Annotated in this window: 21 protein-coding genes; 10 read left to right on the forward strand and 11 right to left on the reverse strand. The window is 62.1% G+C overall.

The genetic code is table 11. The annotated features are described in order from the left end of the window. Positions 1-45: 45 nt before the first annotated feature. Positions 46-1218 carry a zinc-dependent alcohol dehydrogenase gene (locus tag BN1188_RS17515; RefSeq protein WP_040262702.1) on the reverse strand — a complete coding sequence of 391 codons (1173 nt, stop codon included), beginning with the start codon at positions 1216-1218 and terminating at the stop codon, positions 46-48. Positions 1219-1470: 252 nt separating this feature from the next. On the opposite strand from BN1188_RS17515, the gene BN1188_RS17520 reads away from it, so the two are divergent. Then, the gene (locus BN1188_RS17520) at positions 1471-2010 is read left to right on the forward strand and encodes a CinA family protein (protein WP_052469340.1); all 540 of its coding nucleotides are present in this window, start codon (positions 1471-1473) and stop codon (positions 2008-2010) included. A 47-nt stretch (positions 2011-2057) separates the two neighbouring features. On the opposite strand, the gene BN1188_RS17525 is transcribed toward BN1188_RS17520, so the two are convergent. After that, positions 2058-2945, reverse strand: a complete 888-nt coding sequence (locus BN1188_RS17525; RefSeq protein ID WP_040262704.1) for a manganese catalase family protein — start codon at positions 2943-2945, stop codon at positions 2058-2060. 381 nt (positions 2946-3326) lie between these two features. Further along, positions 3327-3995, reverse strand: a complete 669-nt coding sequence (locus BN1188_RS17530) for a polysaccharide lyase family 7 protein (protein WP_040262706.1) — start codon at positions 3993-3995, stop codon at positions 3327-3329. Positions 3996-4636: 641 nt separating this feature from the next. Here BN1188_RS17530 and BN1188_RS17535 point away from each other — a divergent pair. Both BN1188_RS17535 and mqo read left to right on the forward strand, forming a co-directional pair. Further along, positions 4637-5314 (forward strand): polysaccharide lyase family 7 protein, encoded by a 678-nt coding sequence (locus tag BN1188_RS17535; protein ID WP_040262707.1) that lies wholly within the window; start codon positions 4637-4639, stop codon positions 5312-5314. 268 nt (positions 5315-5582) lie between these two features. Beyond that, on the forward strand, positions 5583-7217 hold the full coding sequence (gene mqo / locus BN1188_RS17540) for a malate dehydrogenase (quinone) (RefSeq protein ID WP_040262708.1): 1635 nt from the start codon (positions 5583-5585) through the stop codon (positions 7215-7217). Between the two features lie 30 nt (positions 7218-7247). Here mqo and BN1188_RS17545 read toward each other — a convergent pair whose 3' ends face one another. Continuing rightward, positions 7248-7838: a flavin reductase family protein gene (locus BN1188_RS17545; RefSeq protein WP_040262709.1), complete on the reverse strand. Its 591-nt coding sequence runs from the start codon at positions 7836-7838 to the stop codon at positions 7248-7250. A gap of 170 nt (positions 7839-8008) precedes the next feature. On the opposite strand from BN1188_RS17545, the gene BN1188_RS17550 reads away from it, so the two are divergent. Beyond that, entirely contained in the window at positions 8009-8233 is a 225-nt protein-coding gene (locus BN1188_RS17550) for a DUF2188 domain-containing protein (RefSeq protein WP_040262710.1), read from the forward strand. Positions 8234-8353: 120 nt separating this feature from the next. Next, positions 8354-8863 (forward strand): ferritin-like domain-containing protein, encoded by a 510-nt coding sequence (locus tag BN1188_RS17555; protein ID WP_040262715.1) that lies wholly within the window; start codon positions 8354-8356, stop codon positions 8861-8863. Positions 8864-8889: 26 nt separating this feature from the next. Here the strand turns inward: BN1188_RS17555 and BN1188_RS17560 are convergent, their stop codons facing one another. Beyond that, a complete protein-coding gene (locus tag BN1188_RS17560) occupies positions 8890-9117 on the reverse strand; it encodes a hypothetical protein (RefSeq protein WP_040262717.1) in 228 nt (75 codons plus the stop codon). A 240-nt stretch (positions 9118-9357) separates the two neighbouring features. Between BN1188_RS17560 and BN1188_RS17565 the strand changes: the two genes are divergently transcribed. Continuing rightward, positions 9358-10596, forward strand: a complete 1239-nt coding sequence (locus BN1188_RS17565; RefSeq protein WP_040262719.1) for an MFS transporter — start codon at positions 9358-9360, stop codon at positions 10594-10596. Between the two features lie 26 nt (positions 10597-10622). On the opposite strand, the gene BN1188_RS17570 is transcribed toward BN1188_RS17565, so the two are convergent. Continuing rightward, on the reverse strand, positions 10623-11069 hold the full coding sequence (locus BN1188_RS17570; protein ID WP_040262721.1) for a hypothetical protein: 447 nt from the start codon (positions 11067-11069) through the stop codon (positions 10623-10625). Between the two features lie 257 nt (positions 11070-11326). Here BN1188_RS17570 and BN1188_RS17575 point away from each other — a divergent pair, with 257 nt between their 5' ends. The 3 genes from BN1188_RS17575 (at position 11327) to BN1188_RS17585 (ending at position 14624) form a co-directional block, all read left to right on the forward strand. Continuing rightward, positions 11327-12403: an NAD(P)H-dependent flavin oxidoreductase gene (locus BN1188_RS17575; RefSeq protein ID WP_052469341.1), complete on the forward strand. Its 1077-nt coding sequence runs from the start codon at positions 11327-11329 to the stop codon at positions 12401-12403. A gap of 153 nt (positions 12404-12556) precedes the next feature. Then, on the forward strand, positions 12557-13771 hold the full coding sequence (locus tag BN1188_RS17580; RefSeq protein WP_040262722.1) for a sugar transporter: 1215 nt from the start codon (positions 12557-12559) through the stop codon (positions 13769-13771). 82 nt (positions 13772-13853) lie between these two features. Further along, entirely contained in the window at positions 13854-14624 is a 771-nt protein-coding gene (locus BN1188_RS17585; RefSeq protein ID WP_040264174.1) for a 3-hydroxybutyrate dehydrogenase, read from the forward strand. A gap of 152 nt (positions 14625-14776) precedes the next feature. Here BN1188_RS17585 and BN1188_RS17590 read toward each other — a convergent pair whose 3' ends face one another. Continuing rightward, positions 14777-15637, reverse strand: coding sequence for a DMT family transporter (locus BN1188_RS17590; RefSeq protein WP_040262724.1), 861 nt, complete (start codon positions 15635-15637; stop codon positions 14777-14779). Positions 15638-15680: 43 nt separating this feature from the next. Continuing rightward, the gene (gene gstA, locus BN1188_RS17595) at positions 15681-16286 is read right to left on the reverse strand and encodes a glutathione transferase GstA (protein ID WP_040262726.1); all 606 of its coding nucleotides are present in this window, start codon (positions 16284-16286) and stop codon (positions 15681-15683) included. A gap of 117 nt (positions 16287-16403) precedes the next feature. Between gstA and BN1188_RS17600 the strand changes: the two genes are divergently transcribed. Next, entirely contained in the window at positions 16404-16721 is a 318-nt protein-coding gene (locus tag BN1188_RS17600) for a hypothetical protein (protein WP_084596325.1), read from the forward strand. 6 nt (positions 16722-16727) lie between these two features. Here the strand turns inward: BN1188_RS17600 and BN1188_RS17605 are convergent, their stop codons facing one another. The 3 genes from BN1188_RS17605 to BN1188_RS17615 all read right to left on the reverse strand — a co-directional run bounded on the left by BN1188_RS17605 (position 16728) and on the right by BN1188_RS17615 (position 19599). Further along, positions 16728-17414, reverse strand: a complete 687-nt coding sequence (locus BN1188_RS17605; RefSeq protein WP_052469343.1) for a substrate-binding periplasmic protein — start codon at positions 17412-17414, stop codon at positions 16728-16730. A gap of 71 nt (positions 17415-17485) precedes the next feature. Then, complete coding sequence (locus BN1188_RS17610; protein ID WP_084596269.1) at positions 17486-18826, reverse strand: diguanylate cyclase domain-containing protein; 1341 nt, start codon at positions 18824-18826, stop codon at positions 17486-17488. After that, positions 18823-19599, reverse strand: a complete 777-nt coding sequence (locus tag BN1188_RS17615) for a substrate-binding periplasmic protein (protein WP_040262728.1) — start codon at positions 19597-19599, stop codon at positions 18823-18825. Before BN1188_RS17615 ends, BN1188_RS17610 begins: the two co-directional genes overlap by 4 nt. Positions 19600-19661: the final 62 nt, after the last annotated feature.

The following is a 19661-nucleotide window of genomic DNA, read 5'->3' on the forward strand; positions in this document are numbered from 1 at the left end:
AGGCAGCGACCGCTCGGCGTTCGCTGCCTCGACCCGCGCGCCGACTCAGGGCTTGAGGATCACCTTGACGCAACCGTCTTTCTTGTCTCGGAAGGTCTTGTACATTTCCGGCCCTTCTTCAAGGCTTACGGTGTGTGTGATCACGAAGCTCGGATCGATCTGGCCTTCCTGAATGCGCCGCAGCAGGTCATCTGTCCAGCGGTTGACGTGGGTTTGCCCCATCTTGAAGGTCAGGCCCTTGTTCATCGCGGCGCCAAACGGCACTTTGTCGATCAGCCCGCCGTATACGCCTGGAATCGACAAGGTACCGGCCGGCCGGCATACGTACATCATCTCGCGCAGTACATGGGGCCGGTCCGACTCCAGCATCACCGCCTGCTTGACCCTGTCGTACACCGAGTCGAAGGAACGGGTAGCGTGGGATTCCATCCCCACCGCATCGATGCATTTTTCCGGCCCTTTGCCCCCGGTCAGTTCGCCAAGGCGGTCCAGCACGCTTTCTTCATCGAAGTTGATGGTGATCGCGCCGCCGGCCTTGGCCATGGCCAGGCGCTCTGGCACGTTGTCGATGCAGACCACTTGCTTGGCACCGAGCAGCACCGCGCTGCGGATGGTGAACTGCCCGACGGGGCCGGCGCCCCAGATCGCAACGGTATCGGTGGGCTGGATATCGCACTGGGCGGCGGCTTGCCAACCGGTGGGGAAGATGTCGCCAAGGAACAGCACCTGCTCATCGGTAAGGCCATCAGGAATGACCACCGGGGAAAAGTCGGCAAAGGGTACCCGAACATACTCCGCCTGGCCGCCAGGGTAGCCACCTGTCAAATGGGTATAGCCGAACAGGCCAGCGGTAGAATGACCAAAGGCCTTGTCCGCCAGGTCCTTGTTGCGGTTGCTGCGCTCGCATACGGAGAAGTTGCCGCGCCTGCACTGTTCACACTCGCCACAGCAAATGGTGAAGGGCACGACGACGCGATCACCGATCTTGAGCTTCTTGTTGGCGGAACCGACTTCCACCACTTCGCCCATGAATTCATGGCCCATGATGTCGCCATGCTTCATGCCGGGCATGAAGCCGTCATAAAGGTGCAGGTCTGAGCCGCAGATGGCGCAGGAGCTGACCTTGATGATGGCGTCCCGGGGATCTTCGATGGTGGGGTCCGGTAGGTGATCGTCGCAGCGAATGTCTTTCTTGCCATGCCAACGTAGCGCTTTCATGAATCTTCCTCCTGGGTATGGTCGGATGGGCCAACGTGGGACATCACCTGGCTGCCATGAACAGCACGCCTTTCCACCGCCCTCTTTGTTCAGGCGAGCGGGACGGCAGCAAGTTCAAGCGGTTATCCGAGCGGTAGCCGGCGAGGATGGGCGGTCGCCGCTTCAGGCAGGCAGACTTTCCAGTGAAACGGCCGACTCGTGGCTCTCTCTAATGGAAGGTAGTGCCCGTGAATTGACTTAGAGAACTTTGCAATGAAGATTCCCCAACCCGCTGTGGAAAATGTTGAAACCTTTGTGGATTACCTGAAAGAACATGATCTCTATCTGGCCACCGCCGAATCTTGCACGGCTGGTCTGATCGCTGCCGCCATCGGATCTGTGTCCGGTGGTGGTCAGGTGATGGAAAGCGGTTATGTAGTGTATTCGCCTCAGGCGAAGCACCGCTTGCTGGGCGTTAGTTCCAATACCATCGAAGAGTTCGGCCTGACCAGCGAGGAGGTGGCCCGGGAAATGGCCACAGGCGCCTTGCATGACAGCGAAGCCAATGTGGCGGTGGCCACTACCGGGGTGGCCGGGCCTGAACCCATGGACGATATCCCGCCAGGCACCGTCTGCTTCGCCTGGGCGTTCGCAACGGAGCAGGGTACGGCGCTATTCTCCGGTACCGAACGCTTCGATGGTGATCGTGAGGAAGTGATCCGTCAGGCTTCCAGCCATGCGTTGAGCGCTGTGCGGGAATTTCACCAGCGCATGCTGCAAGGGGAAGCGCCTGGCGCGAATGGGATGAGCTGAACGTAAAGAGGCCGCCCGGAGGCGGCCTCGTATAGCTAACACCCAATTTACAGCTTCTTGGGCGCGCCCAGCTTGCCCAGGTCGGCCCCGGTCAGGGGTTCGGCCTCAGGGTTGGACATGGTCCGCAGCTTCATCGCTTCGACCACTTCCAGGTCCTGCGGGGGCAGGTCCACAGTGGCCAGGCCATCGCCGCCGTCCACGGCTGGGGTAGCCTCGCGGACTTCCCACTCCGCTACCGCGTTCTCGCCCTGGTTCCACGGGCCCTTCATATCGTCGCCCTGGGACATGTTGAAGTACACCGAGGCGAATTCAGGCTTCGGTGGCAGCTTGCCTTGCGGGAAGTTCGGCTGGATCGAATGCAGCGCCTTCTCGAAGGACATCTGGTGCGCCACTTCACGGGTCATCAGGAAGCCGAGGGCATCGCGGATGCCCGGGTCGTCAGTGACATTGATCAGGCGTTCGTAGACGATCTTGGCACGCGCTTCGGCGGCAATGTTCGAGCGAAGATCCGCGGTGGGTTCACCGATGGTATCGACGTACGCCGCAGTCCATGGCACGCCGCCGGAGTTGATCAACGCAGCGCCCCCGCCATACAGCAGGCTGGTGATATGCGAGTCATTGCCCGCGCCGGTGAGTGCACGGTACATCTCGCCCTGTTCCTGAACACCCTCGGCCAGCTGGCCACGGGCACCCTTGTTGAGCATGACGATGATCGAGCCGATGATTTCCAGGTGGCTGAGCTCTTCGGTCGCGATATCGTAGAGCATGTCCTTGCGACCTGCATCTTCCTCGGTCACCGCCTGGGTGAAGTAACGCATCGCGGCAGCGAGTTCGCCCTGCGGGCCGCCGAATTGTTCCAGCATCAGATTCGCCAGGCCTGGGTTCGGCGCGGCGACACGTACGGTGTACTGGAGACGCTTGTTATGTATGAACATACTTTCGTCCTCGGTTTCGTCACGGGTTCAAATCTTTCAGGAGCTGGGTGCTGTGAGGGCGTTCTGCAGTACCGGCCAACTCTCTTCGATTACGAAAACGAAGCGACTCCGACCAATAGCTCCAGTGCCCTACTTGCAACAATCTCCGCTAATAACCAAAACCGCTTTGCATTGGTTACAGGGATATAGGGAGCCAGAAAGGCTAATGGTTCATTTAAAAAAATCATCACAACGATGTACAAGATCAATCGATCTGGCAGCGATTATCGCTGTCCGCGGGCGCTAACAAAGGCAGCTCCACTGTGCTGTCAAATTTCGCCGGGCATAAAAAAGGCCTGTCGAAGACAGGCCGAAGGGAAGCTAGGTCGTGATGGTGCCAGGTCAACTCTTGGGTGTGTGCTCAATGGCCAGCTTGTAGAAAGTCGCCGCACCGCCTTCAGTGGCGTAACCGGCGTTGTCCTGGGTGTAGACCCCGGCCTTGAAGTACAGAGACTCTGAAGCCCAGCTGTTATCGACCTTCTTGCCCCACTGGAAGCCGGCAGCGTTCACAGTCAGGTTGCCGGTGGGCGTCAGGTGAATGGTGTAAGTGAAGCGCTTGTTCATCGGCACCTTCTCGGCAACGGTGATCACTGCGGGTTCGGAGTCCGGCGTGACACGGAACTTGGCCACGACGTTGCCCAGGCGGCTAGCGTCCTTCCACTGATACTCGAGCTTGAGCATTGGCTCGGTGCTGCCGTAGCAGTGAATCTGGCCAATGACGATCTTGCCCGTGGAGGGCACCTTGTTCACTGCAACCGCGGCGCGAAGCATGTTGTCGGCGGCACCGTATTTCCAGTTATAGAGACTGCCGTCAGCTTTGGTCTCACGCAGCTCGGTGCGAGGGTATTTCGCACTTTTGGTGGTGGTGCCGGTAACCGGCGCCCAGAAGAATAGGGTATCGCCGGATTTGAAGAAGGTATCGGTGTAGCCCGAAGCCAGCTTGGGCGTGTCGATAGTGATGGAAGGGCTACCGACGGGAATGCTCAGGTTCCAGGTGTCGAGGGCAATCATGGGAAAACTCCGGGGATTCAAGCGAAGGGGTCGGTAAGCGCTGCTCACCATCTGTGACTTGGTTTTCGGCCACCGGAGGAAAGGCTGAAGGGTAGTGTTTTCGGGCGTTTCGCCAGAAATTCGTCGTAAGCACTGAATGATATTGGAGTGATATTAATGGCTTCCTGATATTGAAAGCCAGTTGGTCAGCAGAATTCAAGGGTTTGCGTTATTAAAATGGCGCCTTGAATTTGACATATCGTCACATTATGGATTTGCCTCGAGTTCCGTGGTCTCGTGTATTCCCGACGAACGGCATATTTTTTTAGTTGTCGCGCACCCACTAACGCGAGTACCGCGCATGCTTTGGCCATGAGGTGGCTTATAGCTATCACGCGTGGCCTGATTAAATGATTCCAGGGTAGTTCTACGCATCTCAAAACAATCAGACGAACGGTATTCGTTCATTCGGCCGCCTGTCATGCGGCCTGGAGGCATTTGCCAAATAACAAGCGCCAATCATCAGGCGTGCCATCATTAACAGCGATGAAAACTCGCTATATAAACGCGGTCGCCTCGCTTGGCCCAGGACAGGGCCGGGCTGTTCGCTTTGTTTGCCGGGATGCAGTGGATGCATCCTCAAACCTCTGGCCGTGCCCTTCATGATCGATCTTTCAACCTGGAACTTGAGCGTTCCCGTCGGATCATCCGCGAAAACCATAGACACGCCCGTCCTTGTGAAGGGTTACAAGGACAAATACTTTCGCAAGGATGGCAGCAAGCTTTACTTCTGGGCCCCTGTCACCGGCTCTACCACTGAAAGCGCGAAGTACCCCCGCAGCGAACTTCGTGAAACCTATGCGGACGGTTCCGTCCGGAACTGGAAGTACCCTGATGCTGACAATTACCTCAGGGCGAAGCTGACCGTAACGGAGGTACCTTCCAGTGGGAAGGTGGTGATCGGCCAGATCCATCAGTACGACAGCAATGACCCCCTGATCAAGGTCGAATACCAGTACATGGACAACGAGCGGCTCGGCAATATCGTGGCCAAGCTGCGGCGCTCGCCGAGCCAGGACGATCCATCCGTGATAGTGATTGCCGAAAGAGTGCCGCTCAACCGTGCCTTTTCTTATGTGATTACCCTGACCAAGAGCGGCCGATTGTCTGTAGTGGCCGCCGACTATGGCTGGAACACTACCTTGAGTTCGGCATGGAAGACCAAGCCGTTGTACTTCAAGGCCGGTGTCTATACCCAGGACAATACGGGCTATAGCAGTGAAGGCGGGCGGGTGATCTTTCAGAACCTGTCGGTCTCCCACAAGCACAAAAGCAGCTAGCCGAGGATACAGGTCACAGGGGATTGGACGGACTGCGGTGGGCTTGAAAGGTTACTGAAAGGTTTCATCCGTACCTTTGCCGCGCGCAAGCGCGGGCCCCCATGCCCACGCCGCAAGCGCTCGAAGCTGAGGCCTATCGTGCCAGTGTCGGGCGCCGTCTTTATCAGGGCGTGCCCGGCCGCCGGGCTGCCGTCCGTTCGCGCTGCACCGGCCAATGGCTGCACGCTGGCTGCCGCCAGGCGAATGACCCTTTGATCTGGAAGTGATTATGTTGAAGAAAGCAAGCGGGGCGCTGCTGGCCCTGGCCGTTGCCGTCGGTAGCGGCACCACCCTGGGTGCCGAGGCCAAGCGCGTCGATGTGTTGCTCATCGGCGGTGGCATCATGAGTTCTACCCTGGGCATCTGGCTCAATGAGCTCGAGCCTTCATGGTCCATGGAGATGGTCGAGCGCCTGGACGCTGTTGCCGAGGAAAGCTCCAACGGCTGGAACAATGCAGGCACTGGCCATTCCGCGCTTGCCGAACTCAATTACACACCCCAGGACAAGACCGGCAAGGTCGACATCTCCAAAGCTGTGGAGATCAACGAATCCTTCCAGATCTCCCGCCAGTTCTGGTCCTGGCAGGTCCGTAATGGAGTATTGAAGAATCCGCGCTCCTTCATCAATTCCACGCCGCACATGAGCTTCGTTTGGGGCGACGACGACATCGCCTTCCTGAAGAAGCGCTATGAGGCGCTCAAGGCTAGCCCGCTCTTCAGTGGCATGCAATATTCCGAAGACGCCGCGCAGATCAAGCAGTGGGTGCCGCTGATGATGGAGGGGCGTGATCCGGCGCAGAAGATAGCCGCGACCTGGACCCCCATCGGTACCGACGTCAACTTCGGTGAGATCACCCGGCAGTTCGTGGGGCATCTGCAGGCTCAGCCGGGCTTTTCGCTCAAGCTGTCCAGCGAAGTCCAGGACATCAAGCGCAACGACGACGGCAGCTGGCACGTCGAGTACAAGAACCTGAAGGATGGGCAGGTCACGGCCACCGATGCGCGCTTCGTGTTCATTGGTGCCGGCGGCGGCGCCCTGCACCTTTTGCAGAAGTCGGGCATTCCGGAAGCGCGTGAATACGCCGGCTTCCCGGTAGGCGGTTCGTTCCTGGTGACCGAAAACCCAAGTGTGGCTGAACAGCACCTGGCCAAGGCTTACGGCAAGGCTTCGGTAGGAGCGCCACCCATGTCGGTGCCACACCTGGATACCCGCGTGCTGGATGGCAAGCGCGTCATTCTGTTCGGGCCCTTCGCTACTTTCTCGACCAAGTTCCTGAAAAACGGTTCGTATCTGGACCTGCTGACCAGCACCACGACCCACAACCTGTGGCCCATGACCAAAGTGGGTATCGACCAGTACCCGTTGGTGGAGTACCTGGCCGGTCAACTGATGCTGTCTGACGACGACCGCTTCAACGCTCTGCGCGAATACTTCCCTAATGCGCGCAAGGAAGACTGGCGCCTGTGGCAGGCCGGTCAGCGGGTGCAGATCATCAAGCGTGACGAAGAGAAGGGCGGCGTGCTCAAGCTCGGCACTGAAGTGGTCAGCGCCAAGGACGGCAGCATTGCAGGCCTGTTGGGCGCTTCGCCTGGCGCCTCCACCGCGGCCCCGATCATGCTCACCGTGCTGGAAAGGGTCTTCAAGGACAAGGTCGCCACCCCTGAATGGCAGCAGAAGCTGCGCCAGATCGTACCGAGCTACGGCACCCGTCTGAACGATAGCCCGGCACGGGTCGCGGAGGAGTGGGCCTACACTGCCAAGGTGCTGGAACTGACGCCGCCGCCACCAGTGACCGGCGCCCCGGCTACCCAGGCGGCAAGCCCCGCCCGCGACGACACGCCCGCCTCGGACATCGCGCTCTGAGCGTACGGCAGCCCGCCTGGTCTGCCGGCTTCAGCTCTGGCTCGGCGCATGCCGGGCCATCAGCGACTCGCCAATCGCGAAGAATTGTCCCCCGGCCACGTAGTGAATGCTGCGCAGGCCGGGATCGGCATCTTCGAAATGCCAGTGTCCGTCGCGAAACACTCTCGAATCGGCCCAGGCGCCCACCACCTCTGCGATGAACAGATCGTAGGCCTGCTGGTTGTGCGGTTCCGGGATCAGCCGGCACTCCAGCCATGCGCAGCAACCTGCCACAAAGGGCTGATCACGCCCTTCTATACGCTGCAGTACCGCGCCACAATGAACAAGTTTGTCAGGGTCGTCGGCCAGTGAGCGATTGCCCAGGTCGTGAGTCATCTGTACCTGGGCCGCGGTCGGAACCTGAATCACGAAGCGGCCGGCCTGTTCCACCAGGCCGCGCGTGCGGGTGCTCTTGTCCAGCACCACGGTTAGCTTCGGCGGCGCGAAGTCCAGGGCACAGGCCCAGGCCGCGGCCATCACATCCTCCACGTGCTGATGACAGGCCGACACCAGAACGGTGGGACCATGGTTGAGCAAGCGGTAGGCCTTTTCCAGCGGGACGGCGACGATGTGTTCAGTCATGGGAGTTGCCTCGAACAAGGGGGTGAGGCTCTTACCGCCGCCGGTAGGCTTTGATCCGCGGTACTTCAGGCGTGCCGTGGGTTGCAGGCGTTTTGCTTCGAACTGATGGCGTTTTTAGCCCTCTACAGCTTTGAATCGAGGCACATAGCCTGCAACCATCAGGAGTCGACATGGACAACTACCACATCACGAAAGCCGGCGACCATTGGGAACTGAAGAAAGAAGGCGCCAGCCGTGCGTCCAAGAGCGCGCCGACCAAGGAGGCGCTGATGGAAGCTACCGCGGCCTTCATGGAAGGCAAGACCGCGTCGGTGAAAATCCACAAAGGCGACGGCACCGTTCAGGAGGAGCGCACCTATCCGCGCAGCGCCGACCCGCGACGCAGTGAAGGCTGAAGCAGCCCGGCTTCGGCACCGCTGGTCTGGCCGGTCGAAAATTGGCGCAGCCAAGTCGGCCCCGTCTCGGTCGGACCTTCAAGCATCCTGTTTCCATCAGCATCGTGAGAGGACATCGCAATGGCATCGGTACAAGACAACTTGCTCGACTGGCTCAGAGACGCCCACGCCATGGAGCAGCAGGCCGAAAAAATGCTTACGGCCCAGGCTGAGCGCCTTGAGCACTATCCAGACCTCAAGCAGCGTATCCAGCAACACATCGAAGAGACCCGTTGGCAGCAAGGTGTGGTCGACGCCGCCATCCAGCGTCTGGGTGGTAGCCCTTCCACGCTCAAGGACCTTGGCGGCAAGCTGATGGCCTTTGGACAGGCCATGGCCGGCATGACCATGCCTGATGAAGTCGTCAAAGGTTCCATGAGCGGCTATGTATTCGAGAACCTGGAGATCGCCACCTATACCGTGATCATCGCGGCTGCCAAGGCAGCGGGTGATACCGTTACGGCGGCCGAGTGCGAGAAGATCCTGGAGCAGGAAAAAGCCATGGCCCAATGGATCCTGGAACATCTGCCACAAACGACCCAGCAGTTCCTGGGCCGTTCCGAGCATCCTGACCTCGAAGCCAAGCGCTGACAGCGACTGTAAGTTAGCAGGGCGGCCTACATGGCCGCCCGCACGGCCTTGCATTGAGCGCAGCCGCAGCGCTTGGCGCGGCTACGAAAGTAGAAACTGTCCACGAAAGGCCTATCAGCGGCTTGCGCGGGCTCGGCAGAGGCTGGCTCGGCCGGGCTGGGTTCGGCCAGTTTGGCCATGACGCTGTCGGCCAGCATGCTCATCAGGCTTTTGTGAGCCGTCAGATACGAACCGACTTGATTATTGTGTTCCATTGCATGCCCTCCGGCGACTGAAGAGCCAGACGGCAGCCTGGCAGGCTGCCCACTACGCTGGGCTCGTCAATGCTATCGGCACATCCCCTCCGGCCCTTGAGGCTTGCACTGCGCCCTCCGTCGCCGGCTCGCCAATACCTTCCATAAACATAACCACTGGGCCCATCAGCATTTCGCACCCCAGGCTGCCTGGCTGCCCGGCGTAGCCTGCTGACCTACTCATAAAAAGAGGAAGGTCCCATGCGCCTGGGTTGGTACTCGCAACTGACACCGACGGAAAAACGCACCTATTGGGCATGCTTCGGCGGCTTTACCCTCGACTCCCTGGATTCGACCATCTACGCCCTCATGATGCCGGTGCTGATGAGCGTGCTGGCCTTGAGCAAAAGCGACGCTGGGCTTCTGGGCTCGGTGTCGCTGATCGGCAGCGCTATCGGAGGTTGGGGCGCGGGCCTGCTGGCAGACCGCTTCGGCAGGATCCGCGTGATGCAGATCACTGTCCTCTGGGTGGCGGTGTTCACCGCCCTGGCCGGGTTATGCAGTAGCTTCTGGGCCTTCCTGCCTGTGCGGTTTCTCCAAGGCATCGGCTATGGTGGCGAAGCGGTGGTAGGCGCGGTGCTCATCAGCGAAGTGGTCAACCCGGCGCTGCGCGGTCGGGTTGCGGCGTCGATCCAGAGTGGCTATGCCGTGGGGTATGCCATTTCACTGGCGATGATGCCGGTGGTGTTTTCATTCCTTCCCGAGGACATCGCCTGGCGCGCCTTTTTCGCCATTGGCCTGCTGCCGGCCTTGCTGATCTGGTTCATACGGCGTCTGGTCCCGGAATCCGAGGCATTCACACGGGCAAGCACCCAACCGCGCACAATGAACATCAAGGTTATCTTCGCGCCCGAGCACCGCCGCATCACCCTGATCGGCACCGTGCTGGCCAGCGGTATCTTCGGCGCCGCCTATATCATGATCACCTGGCTGCCCACCTATATGCGCACCGTGCTGCAGTTGCCCGTAGCCTCCACTTCCGGCTACCTCGCCGTGAACATCCTGGGCTCGCTACTAGGGCCCTTCCTGTACGGCGTCATCAGCGACCGCATCACCCGCCGCCGGGCTTTCATGCTGTTCCTCCTGGGCCAGGCGCTGGTGGTCAGCGTATACATGTTCGCGCCGGTCAACCTTGCGGTGGTCCTGGCACTCGGCCTTCTGGTCGGGGCTTTCCAGGGTGGACTGGCTTCCGGGCTGCCGCTGGCGTTCTCCGAATTGTATCCCACGCGGATCCGTGCCAACGGCGCAGGCTTTTGCACCAGCTTCGGTCGCGGTCTCGGTTCAGTCATGCCGGCGGCAGTGGGTTTTGCCGCCGCTCATGCAAGCCTGCCGGCCGCCATGGGCACCTTGGCCGTGACAGCCTACGCCATCGCCTTCCTGGCGGCGTGCTGGCTGCCAAACGCGACCGGCGTGAACATGAGCGAAGAAGGTAGTGTATAGGCGGTGCGCGCAAACCTCCCGTGCACTCAGCCACATTTGCGCGGGTTGCCTGCCCCTGGCTTGGCGGGGCTGTAGAGCCATTCGCGCAGCCAGTCGCGCACGCAGGCGATGGAGGCAGGCGACTGTTCGGCGCTGAACAGCCGGCGCGCCGTCGCCTCGTCCAGGCCGAAATAGCTACAGACTGCGTCCCAACCAGTGGCCAGGCGAGCGTGGGCCCGCGCGCTCGGGGCCGCTCGCGTACAGGGCTCCAGGCCATTGAGGTAGAGCCCTTCGAAACGGGCATCCAGGCACGCATAGCCAATGGCGCACGCGGCATGGCCGAGAGGGTCGTCCATGGCGGTCACCCATACATCCGGCAGGAAGGAAGGGCGCCGATAGCCGAATCCTGTATACCCCTTGCGCGACACCTGCCAGCGGCCAGCGGCCAATTCGTCGAGCATGTCCAGTAACAGTGCCAAGCGTTCCTCTTGCACCCCAGTACCCTCCTTCCACGCCGTAACGTCGAGACTTCAAAGACCCGTTTCCGACCGGGCCTTGCCGCTTCGGTTCCCTGCGCAGGTGCGCTGCCCTGGGGCTTTCCGGATAGGCTGCCCAGGCATGCGGCGGTTTTGTGATGAGTGTCACAACGCAGCGGCGCCTCGGTCGTTGACTTCGCCAAAGGCACTTACAGGCTGCTGCCCGTACCAAAAGCCGTTAGGCTGTGGGCCGGACGTTCGATTGAGGCGAGATCATGAACACACCATTGTTGGCACGCATGGGCATTGGCCTGCCTATCATCCAGGCACCCATGGTCGGGGTGTCTACCCCGGCGCTCGCCGCCGCGGTCACTGACGCGGGCGGACTGGGGTCTCTGGGGCTGGGGGCAAGCACGCCCGAGCAGGCCCGTGCGATGGTGGAGCAGGCCCGCGCGCTGACGGCGGGCCCCTTGAACCTCAACCTGTTCTGTCATAGGCCGGCCCAGGCCCAGCCCGAGCGCGATGCTGCCTGGCTGAAAGCCCTAGAACCGCTGTTCATGGAATTCGGCGCGCGTCCTCCCCAGGCCTTGCGAGAGATCTACCGTACCTTCGTGGCTGATGAGGCCATGCTCGCCTGTCTGCTGGAAGTGCGCCCGGCCGTGGTGAGTTTTCATTTCGGGCTGCCCGCGCCGGAAGCGGTGCAGGCGCTGAAGAAGGCCGGCAGCCTGTTGCTGTGCAGCGTTACCTCGCTGGCCGAGGCCGAGCTGGCGATAGCGGCGGGCATGGACGCGCTGGTCGTGCAAGGATATGAAGCGGGTGGGCATCGAGGCGTCTTCGACCCCGACGCTGATCTCTGCCTGGGAACCCTGCCGCTGTTGCGCTTATTGGCGGCGAAGGTGTCGCTACCCTTGATAGCCGCCGGCGGCATCATGGATGGCGCCGGCATCCGCGCCTGCCTGGAACTGGGCGCCAGTGCCGTACAGCTGGGAACAGCCTTTATCGGATGTCCGGAATCCGCGGCCAACGAAAGCTATCGCCAGGCGCTGGTCGGGCCTCGAGGCTTGTGCACCCGGATAACCACAGCCATTTCGGGGCGGCCGGCCCGTGGGCTGGTCAACCGCAACTTCAGCCTCGGCTGCTCGGGTATTCCCGACTATCCCTTGGCCTATGACGCGCAAAAAGCCTTGGCGGCGGCGGCTTCGGCCGCTGGCAGCACGGATTTCGCCGTGCAGTGGGCGGGGCAGGGCGCGCCTTTGGCGCGGCGCTTGCCAGCGGGCGAACTGGTCAAGGTATTGGAGCAGGAGCGCAACGCCAGCTCCGATCTCGATGCCTTGGCCGGATTGCTCCGATAGCGTGTCACCGTTAGCATGTCCGGCTGCATGCTTTGCAATGATTCCATAATGACAATCAGAAGGCGCCCTTACCCTTGGTGAGCGCGCCTTTTTGCTTTGGCACTGGCCGTTTCGCTGATTCGCCCTCACCGGGTGGACTTGACCTGAGTACCTATGATGACGTCATCCGCTACCCCCGTCCTACGTGACAGCTGGCTGGGCGTGATAGCCCTGGCCCTGGGCGCCTTTATTTTCAATACCACTGAGTTCGTGCCGGTGGGACTGCTTGCCGCCATTGGCGGCAGCTTTGAGATGACTTCCGCCCAGGTCGGGTTGATGCTGACGGTCTACGCCTGGATCGTTACGCTGATCTCGCTGCCGATCATGCTGCTGACCCGAAATGTCGAGCGGCGTAGATTACTTATGGTGATCTTCGCCGTGTTCGCGCTCTGCCACCTGGTTTCAGCCTTCGCCACCAGTTTCAGCATGCTGCTGGCCAGCCGGGTAGGGATCGCGTTCGCCCATTCAGTGTTCTGGTCCATCACCGCGTCGCTGGCGGTACGTGTGGCGCCTCCAGGACGTCAGGTGCAGGCCCTGGGGCTGCTGGCCACGGGAACCTCCCTGGCCATGGTGCTGGGCATCCCGCTGGGCCGGGTCTTGGGCGAAGCCTTTGGCTGGCGGGTGACCTTCGCCGTCATCGGGATCGCCGCGGCCGCTACCCTGATCGTCCTGGCCAGGGCGCTGCCCGCGCTGCCCAGCCAGAACTCGGGCTCGCTGCGCAGCCTACCGGTGCTGTTCAAGCGCCCCGCGCTCACGCTGCAATACGTCCTCACTGCCCTGGTGGTCACCGCTCATTTCACTGCCTATACCTACATCGAGCCTTTCGTCGCCCAAGTAGCCAGGCTGCGTGGGGAAACCACCACAGGGCTGCTGCTGTTGTTCGGCGGCGCGGGCATTCTCGGTTCCCTGTTGTTCAGCCGCTATAACAATCGTTATCCCCGTGCACTGTTGTTGCTGGTGCTAGGTGGCCTCGCCACCTGCCTGCTGGTGATGACACCCGTCGCCGACTGGCTGCCAGGGCTGGCTGTGCAGAGCGCGCTCTGGGGCATCTTCGTCATGTGCTTCGGCCTGATATTGCAGGCTCGGGTACTCAATCTGGCCCCGGATGCCACCGACGTGGCCATGGCGCTCCATTCAGGCATCTACAACATAGGCATTGGCGGCGGCGCGCTGCTGGGCAGCGTGGTGACCAGTCACCTTGGCGTTGGCCAGGTGGGCTTCGTCGGTGGGTTGTTCGCCTTGGTCGGGCTGGGGCTATGCGCCTGGGCTACCCGCCGCTATGGGGCGCCGCCGGCCCAGGCAGACGCGGGCCCGATGGCGCTGCACTGAAGGAGAAAAAACCTTCGCCCAGGCTGGCGCCACCTGCATGCCCCGCTACCGTTGGAGTATCAACCAACCCAAGGGGGCACTCATGCAACTGAGCGGCAAGACCGCCCTGGTCACAGGCTCCACCAGCGGTATCGGCTTAGGCATCGCCTTGGCGCTCGGCCGGGCGGGCGCCAATCTCATGCTCAATGGTTTCGGCGACGCGGAGCCGGCCCTGGCCCAGGTCAGGGCGCTGGGAGTCAAGGCTTTCCACCACGCTGCCGATGTGAGCGACCCGCAGGCTATCGCAGCCATGGTCCAGGCCACCGAGGCGGCCTTCGGCGCAGTGGATATTCTGGTGAACAACGCTGGCATCCAGCATGTGGCGCCGGTAGAGGAGTTCCCGGTGGACCGCTGGGACGCCGTCATTGCCATCAACCTGTCTTCCGTCTTCCATGCATCCCGTCTTTGTCTACCCGGAATGAAGGCGCGCGACTGGGGGCGGATCATCAACATTGCCTCGGCGCATGGCCTCGTCGGCTCGGCGGGGAAGGCGGCCTATGTGGCGGCCAAGCATGGTGTGCTTGGCCTGACCAAGGTGATGGCGCTGGAAACGGCGACCTCCGGGGTTACCTGCAACGCCATCTGTCCAGGCTTCGTGCTGACGCCCCTGGTACAGGCTCAGATCGACGCCAAGACTGAAGGCGGGCTGACCGCGGACGAGGCCCGGCGCCAACTTCTGGCCGAAAAGCAGCCTTCGCTGGAGTTCGTCACCCCCGAACAGCTTGGTGAACTGGCGTGTTTCCTGTGTAGCGACGCCGCTCGTCAAGTTCGCGGCGCGGCCTGGAGCATGGATGGCGGATGGACCGCGGCCTGATGACAGCAGGGAATACGCAAATAGAGGATGCCGCGCTCGCTATTCCCGAGGGGCATCGCTGCGATGAAACCTCGCCATTCATTCCCGGGCGCTGCGGCTTTCCGCTCTAGTTTCCGTTGATTGCCAAGCTATGGCCGGTAACTATCGCTAAGCTAGGCGGTCGGCTTCTGACGGCAACCCGCCCAGGCCACGGCCCCCACGATCAAGGCCCCGCCAAGGGCCATGGGCCAGGTCGGCCGCTGCTGGAATAGCAGCCATGCGCCGGCGATGGCGTAGACCGGCTCCATGGCTATCACCACAGCGGCGACGTGGGCGCTGACCTGGCTGAGTCCGCTGATGAAAAGCGTATAGGCCACGCCTGTGCACAGTACGCCCAGGCCTGCCAGCAGCCACCAGTCCCTCGCGGTGACCTGGGCCCACTCGCCCAGGCTGAAAAGCGCGAGCGCCAAGGCAATGCTGGCCATCTGCCAAACGCTGGACGTGAGGCTGTCCGAGGTGACCTTCAGGTGCTGATTGGCGATGGCGATGACCGCGTAGGTCGCGCCGCTGGCAATGCCCCATGCCAGCCCCTGCAGGGATGTCGCATCGCTGGCGTCCATGGGGCCGATCAATACCAGGCCGGCGCTGGCCAGGCCAATGAGGGCCCAGTCCTGGCGGCTCATGCGCTGCGCTGACAGAAGCCAGCCACTGAGCGCGGTAAAGGCCGGAAAGGTGGCGAAGCCCAGGGTCGCTACCGCTACGCCGCCAGTATGAATGGCTTTGAAGAACAGCAGCCAGTGGATGGCCAGGGCAATGCCCAGCAGCATCAGCTTGCCGATATCGAGCAGGCGCAGCGAGCGCCAGGGGAGCCGCCTTGCCAGCACGCATAGCGGGGCGAGCACCGCCAGGGCGAACAGCCCTCGGGCGAAGACAATCATTTCAGGGCTCACGCTCAAGGCCTGGCCGAACAGCGCGGACAGGCCATAGAGCAGGGCGGCCAGGTGCAGTTGCAGCAACGCCCGGGCCCGCGTCACGGCGCCCCAGCGCGCAAGGCAGTGATGCCCCGAACAGGAATCATTACGCCAGGCCTTCCTCACGCAGGGCCTGCTGCACGGAAGGTCGCTGGGCCACGCGGGTGTGATAGGCCTGTACCGCTGGCCATGGCGACAGATCGAACTTCACCCGTACGGTCCAGCTCAGCACCGTGACCAGGTAGGCGTCAGCCACAGTGAACCGGTCGCCCAGGACGAACTCACGGCCTTGCAGCTGGTTTTCCAGCCAGGCCAGGCGCTTGTGCAGAATCTCGGTGGCGACGTCTTTCCACTCCGGTGTCTGTTTGGGGTTGAAGAAGGAGCCTATTGTCTTGTGCAACTCGGTAGAGATGAAGCTGAGCCATTCCTGCAGCTGATAGCGCTCCATGGTGCCCGCCTGGGGGGCGAGTGAACTGCCCGGAGGCTGGTCGGCCAGGTATTGAAGTATGACCTGAGCCTCGGTCAGCACTTGGCCATCATCGAGTTGCAAGGCCGGCACATAGCCCTTCGGGTTGATATTCAGGAAGTCTTCGCCCTCGTCGGTTTGCTTGGTGGCGCGGTCCACCTTCACCAGGGTGACGGGAGTCCGGGTTTCGCACAGTACGATATGGGGAGCGAGGGAGCAGGCGCCAGGCAGGTAGAACAGTTTCATGACAGTTCCTTGATGGGCGTGGCCGCGGTCGCGGCCTTTTCGATGGCCGGCTCAGCCAGGCCGAGTGAACCGGCCGGGATGTACCGGACTCTCAACGACATCACACTGGAGAGCTACATGAACATAGCGATCGAAGAAGCGCATATCAACACTGTGGACCTGCGGGGCGCTACCGAGCTATGGCTGGTGCCGCTGGATGCCCCCGAGGATACGGACTCCCCCAGTGAAGGCTTGTGCCTGTGGCGGGGCCGCCCGGTAGTCAGCCATGACATGCTCAGCGAGGGTACCCATGAGCAGAATGTCAGGCGCGTGTGGGTGCGTGTGGCCATGCCCACGGCGGACGCCACTGTCGCGCGGCTGCGTGCGGCGGTCGAGCAGCGCCTGGCCGAGCAGGACCTGCATGGTGAGTTCCTCCCGGCGCTGATGCAAGACTGAGGGGCCTCAGCGAGGCGCCATCAGGCGCTTGAGCTCTCCGTCACGCTGTAGTTGCCGGAAGGCTTCCACGGCGCGCCGTACCAGTTCGTCAGAGGTACCCAGACTGAAGGCCAGGTACGCATGGGCAGTGATCTGGCTCAACGGCATGACCGCCTCGAGGTTTTCGAAGGGCATCGCCAGCTCTTCACAGAACCGTCGCGCATCCCGGGGCGACAGGGGCACCATATCGACCTGGCCGGCCAGGAGCTTGCGGAGATTGTCCATGGGCGTGGCCGAGATCACCAGACGGGTGAAGCCGTTGCTGCGCAAGTATTGGTGACGCACGTCGTCGCGCACTACCCCCAGATTGTGCTCCTGCGCATCAGCCAGTTGGGCAATGACAAGGTCGCTCCTTTCGCGGAGCTTGTAGAGCACTGTCTGGATTTCCTCGAATTCGCCCACCCATTTGAAATGCGCTTCCCGCTCCGGAGTCCGGATAATGGGAAAAATCAGCACGTTGGGTTCACCCAGGGCGATGTCGTACGCACGTGCCCAAGGATACATGGCCAGGTGATACTCGCTCAGGCCTGCACGTTCCAGCACGGTGGTCACCACTGAGGTCGCGGGCCCAGCCACCTTCCCGTCCTCCATGTAGCTGTAGGAGGATTCTTCGGTGACCGCTTCGATCGGCTGAGCGAGGGCCTGGCTTGCCATCAGCGCAATCAAGGCGGCGACGACGCCTTGAGTCAGGCAGGTCCTCCAGCCAGAGGCTGGAGCTACAGGAGTCATTCGCATACCCGGTTTCGGCCTCCGTTCTTGGCGCGATATAGCGCTTCATCGGCGCTATGCAATAATTGATCGAACACGCTCATGCCGACCGGATCGAGCTCAGCCATGCCGATGCTCACCGTGACATAAGGGGAAATGGGCGAGGATCCATGCGGGATCCGCTTGCCGGCCAACGCCTCGCGCAGCCGCTCGCCGGCCTGGCGGGCCTGGCGGGCATCGCTGCCAGGCAACAGCACGGCGAACTCTTCGCCGCCCAGCCGGGCGATGACCTCGCCGCTGCGCATGAACAAGGCCTTCATGGTATCGGCCACTTGCTTGAGGCAGACATCGCCACCGCCGTGCCCGTGGGTATCGTTGTAGCGCTTGAAGAAATCCACGTCGCACATCAGCACGGTCAAGGGGCGCCCGCTGCGCAAGGCGCGGTTGAATTCCGCATCCTTGAGCTCGTCAAAATAGCGCCGGTTGGCAAGGCCTGTGAGCGGGTCCAGGCGTGACAGGCTCTGCAATTGCTCGTTCGCGCGCACCAGCTCGGCGGTGCGTTGCGCCACTTCCAGGGCCAGGTCGTCGCGGCTGGCGGCCAGGGCTTGTTCGGCCTCGCGCTGGCGCTGCAGGTACTGGCCCATATTGTCTTGCAGCGCATTGATGCGCAGGGTAAGCAGGTCCAGTTCGTCGTTGCGGCTGCCCAGGCGATCCAGTCGCAGGCGCTTGCCCAGGGTTTCCGGAGTAAGTCGTTCCAGGTGGCGAGCGATATGGCGTACGTGCACGGTGACCAGGCCATTGAACATGAGCATGGTGATGCCCGCCAGCGCCAGAGCCTGGACGACCTGCGTCAGCATGATGGTCCAGATTTCCTTCCAGAGCCGCTGGCGCAGCAGGGCAGGGTCGCCTTCGATGACCAGGACGCCCACGGCCTGCACGGCACCGGGGTAAGGCACCACGGCCAACGCGCGTTGCAAGGACGGCGCCGGGCCGGTGCCGAGGAAACCGTCCCGTTGCCTTACCAATACTTCCTCGGTGCGCTCGGGACGGGGAATGCGCAAAGTCACGCGCCCCACTGGGGCCGCGTGCACCACGCTATCCAGTTGCGCTTCGAGGCTGTCGCGGTCCATCTCCCAGATTGCCTTGGACAGCGAGCCCTGGAACACCTGGTCGATCAACGCCAGCTCACCGTTCATGGCTTGGACTCCGGTGCCCCAGGCGAACCAGGTCCGCACGCTTACCGTGGCGCAGGTGAAGGCCAGGCAGAACACCAGGGTCGCCACCACCAGGCGATGGGCCAGGGGCCGTTCCGCGCCCATGCTCGGGTGCGTAGGGTCCTCGTAGTGTTCCGGTCTCATGGGCCCACCCAGCGGCGAACGATGGCATCGTAGCGACCGTCGTCGCGCAGGCGTGCCAAGGCTGCGCGGAAGGCGGCGACGGTCTGCGGATCAGTGCTGCGGCTGAAAGCGACGTTGAAGCCACTGTCTTCCAGCTCCGGCAGCTCCAGCACGGGACGCAATGCCTGGTGCGGATCGTCGCCGGCCATGCTTACGGTATAGGCGGCGTTGAGTTCGTCCGAAATCCACAGGGCCACGTGGCCCAGCTTGAGCTTCTCGTAGTTGAGGGCGTAATGGTTGCTCTGCTGCAGTGTCTGGCCCAAGGCGAAGCCCTGCCGGATCAGGTACTGCTCGCCTACGTCCTGATTGACGGTCGCGATCTGGTAGCGCTGCTCCAAGGCCTGCCCGAGACTGCTCCGGTTCACGGGCCGCGCCTGGGTGGAATAGAGAAACCAGCGCGTGCTGACAATGGGGCCGACCCATTGGAACAGTGCCTCGCGTTCAGGGGTGCGGGTGATGGAATAGATCATCACGTTGTCCGCGTGCAGCGCCAGGTCGTAGGCGCGGGCCCAGGGCATCATCTGGATGTCAGGGTCGATACCCATATCCCGGAACACCGCCTCGACGATCTCGGTGCACATGCCGCTGACCTTGCCGCCCACTCGGGTGTTGTAAGGTGGCAGCTCTTCGGTGACCACCTGCAATGCCGTGGCGCTGGCGCCTTCCGGGCACGCCAAGAGCGCCACGGCGGCGAGCGCGGCGCTGAAGGTGCGCGAGAGCCAGGCAAGGGGCATGGTCGCTCTCCGAAGGCTGGTGGAAGGGTCGTGCCCACGCTATCGGCCGGTCGGGCGGCAAC

The organism is Pseudomonas massiliensis (assembly GCF_000826105.1).
GTDB classification, from domain to species: Bacteria; Pseudomonadota; Gammaproteobacteria; order Pseudomonadales; family Pseudomonadaceae; genus Aquipseudomonas; species Aquipseudomonas massiliensis.

What these genes read in the sequence shown, in the direction of transcription:
- BN1188_RS17515 (WP_040262702.1), bottom strand. Translation starts at nt 1,218, where the DNA reads ATGAAAGCGCTACGTTGGCATGGCAAGAAAGACATTCGCTGCGACGAT.
- BN1188_RS17520 (WP_052469340.1), top strand. Translation starts at nt 1,471, where the DNA reads ATGAAGATTCCCCAACCCGCTGTGGAAAATGTTGAAACCTTTGTGGAT.
- BN1188_RS17525 (WP_040262704.1), bottom strand. Translation starts at nt 2,945, where the DNA reads ATGTTCATACATAACAAGCGTCTCCAGTACACCGTACGTGTCGCCGCG.
- BN1188_RS17530 (WP_040262706.1), bottom strand. Translation starts at nt 3,995, where the DNA reads ATGATTGCCCTCGACACCTGGAACCTGAGCATTCCCGTCGGTAGCCCT.
- BN1188_RS17535 (WP_040262707.1), top strand. Translation starts at nt 4,637, where the DNA reads ATGATCGATCTTTCAACCTGGAACTTGAGCGTTCCCGTCGGATCATCC.
- mqo (WP_040262708.1), top strand. Translation starts at nt 5,583, where the DNA reads ATGTTGAAGAAAGCAAGCGGGGCGCTGCTGGCCCTGGCCGTTGCCGTC.
- BN1188_RS17545 (WP_040262709.1), bottom strand. Translation starts at nt 7,838, where the DNA reads ATGACTGAACACATCGTCGCCGTCCCGCTGGAAAAGGCCTACCGCTTG.
- BN1188_RS17550 (WP_040262710.1), top strand. Translation starts at nt 8,009, where the DNA reads ATGGACAACTACCACATCACGAAAGCCGGCGACCATTGGGAACTGAAG.
- BN1188_RS17555 (WP_040262715.1), top strand. Translation starts at nt 8,354, where the DNA reads ATGGCATCGGTACAAGACAACTTGCTCGACTGGCTCAGAGACGCCCAC.
- BN1188_RS17560 (WP_040262717.1), bottom strand. Translation starts at nt 9,117, where the DNA reads ATGGAACACAATAATCAAGTCGGTTCGTATCTGACGGCTCACAAAAGC.
- BN1188_RS17565 (WP_040262719.1), top strand. Translation starts at nt 9,358, where the DNA reads ATGCGCCTGGGTTGGTACTCGCAACTGACACCGACGGAAAAACGCACC.
- BN1188_RS17575 (WP_052469341.1), top strand. Translation starts at nt 11,327, where the DNA reads ATGAACACACCATTGTTGGCACGCATGGGCATTGGCCTGCCTATCATC.
- BN1188_RS17580 (WP_040262722.1), top strand. Translation starts at nt 12,557, where the DNA reads ATGATGACGTCATCCGCTACCCCCGTCCTACGTGACAGCTGGCTGGGC.
- BN1188_RS17585 (WP_040264174.1), top strand. Translation starts at nt 13,854, where the DNA reads ATGCAACTGAGCGGCAAGACCGCCCTGGTCACAGGCTCCACCAGCGGT.
- gstA (WP_040262726.1), bottom strand. Translation starts at nt 16,286, where the DNA reads ATGAAACTGTTCTACCTGCCTGGCGCCTGCTCCCTCGCTCCCCATATC.
- BN1188_RS17600 (WP_084596325.1), top strand. Translation starts at nt 16,404, where the DNA reads ATGAACATAGCGATCGAAGAAGCGCATATCAACACTGTGGACCTGCGG.
- BN1188_RS17605 (WP_052469343.1), bottom strand. Translation starts at nt 17,414, where the DNA reads ATGGCAAGCCAGGCCCTCGCTCAGCCGATCGAAGCGGTCACCGAAGAA.
- BN1188_RS17610 (WP_084596269.1), bottom strand. Translation starts at nt 18,826, where the DNA reads ATGAGACCGGAACACTACGAGGACCCTACGCACCCGAGCATGGGCGCG.
- BN1188_RS17615 (WP_040262728.1), bottom strand. Translation starts at nt 19,599, where the DNA reads ATGCCCCTTGCCTGGCTCTCGCGCACCTTCAGCGCCGCGCTCGCCGCC.